At 64.9% G+C, this 1,500-nt stretch carries 1 protein-coding gene; it reads left to right on the forward strand.

What is annotated here, in order from left to right; all coding sequences use genetic code 11:
- On the forward strand, positions 1-1,453 hold a 1,453-nt coding region (locus EOD07_RS34000; protein WP_206519646.1), incomplete at its 5' end, for a topoisomerase C-terminal repeat-containing protein.
- Positions 1,454-1,500 lie beyond the last annotated feature (47 nt).

Genomic DNA, 1,500 nt, shown 5'->3' on the forward strand with positions numbered 1-1,500 from the left:
CCAGCCCCGCCTCTACGAGCTGATCTGGAAGCGCGCCATCGCCAGCCAGATGCAGCCGGCCGAGATCGAGCGCACCACGGTCGAGATCGAGGCGGTCAACGGCGCCCGCACCGCGGAGCTTCGCGCGATCGGCTCGGTCATCCGCTTCGATGGCTTCATCGCCGCCTATACCGACCAGAAGGACGAGGACGCGGAGGACGAGGAGAGCCGCCGCCTGCCCGAGATCCGCTCCGGCGAGCAGCTTGCCCGCCAGGCGATCAACGCCACCCAGCACACCACCGAGCCGCCGCCGCGCTATTCCGAGGCCTCGCTGATCAAGAAGCTGGAGGAGCTGGGCATTGGCCGGCCGTCGACCTACACCGCGATCCTGAAGACGCTCGAGGACCGCGACTACGTCACCATCGACCGCCGCAAGCTGGTGCCGCAGGCCAAGGGCCGGCTGCTCTCGGCCTTCCTCGAAAGCTTCTTCGAGCGCTATGTCGAATACGACTTCACCGCCTCGCTCGAGGAAAAGCTCGATGAGATTTCCGACGGCAAGCTCGCCTGGAAGGACGTGCTGCGCGACTTCTGGAAGGATTTCTCCGGCGCTGTCGACGACATCAAGGAACTGCGTGTCGCCGACGTGCTCGATGCGCTCAACGAAGAGCTCGCGCCGCTTGTCTTCCCGGAGCGCGAGGACGGTTCCAATCCGCGTATCTGCCCGAAGTGCGGCACCGGAAACCTCTCGCTGAAGCTCGGCAAGTTCGGCGCCTTCGTCGGCTGCTCGAACTATCCGGAATGTTCCTACACCCGCCAGCTCGGCGACGCCGCCAATCCCAATGGCGAGAACGGCAATGGCGAGGACGGCGTCAAGTTGCTTGGCAAGGACCCTTATACCGCCGAGGAAATCACGCTGAGGAGCGGCCGTTTCGGCCCCTATATCCAGCGCGGCGAAGGTAAGGAGGCCAAGCGCTCGAGCCTGCCCAAGGGCTGGACGCCCGAGTCCATCGACCACGAGAAGGCGCTGGCGTTGCTGGCCCTTCCGCGTGATGTGGGAAAACATCCCGAGACCGGCAAGATGATCTCCGCCGGGCTTGGACGCTACGGCCCGTTCGTGCTGCATGACGGCACCTATGCCAATCTGGAAAGCATCGAGGATGTGTTCTCGGTCGGCTTGAACCGCGCCGTCTCGGTGATTGCCGAGAAGCAGCAGAAGGGCAAGGGCGGCCGCAACGGCGCGACGCCCGCGGCGCTGAAGGAGCTTGGCGACCATCCCGATGGCGGTGGCAAGATCGTCGTGCGCGACGGCAAATATGGCCCCTATGTCAATTACGGAAAGGTCAATGCGACGCTGCCCAAGGGCAAGGACCCGCAATCGGTGACGATGGAAGAGGCGCTCGCCCTGATCGCCGAAAAGGAAGCCAAGGGCGGAGGCGGCAAGAAGCCCTTCCGCAGGGCGGCGAAGAAGGGGTAGCAGGACGTGGCGCGCAGGATCTCCGGAAGAAGCCACGGCGATCCGCG

This window comes from Mesorhizobium sp. M2C.T.Ca.TU.002.02.1.1, assembly GCF_003997225.1.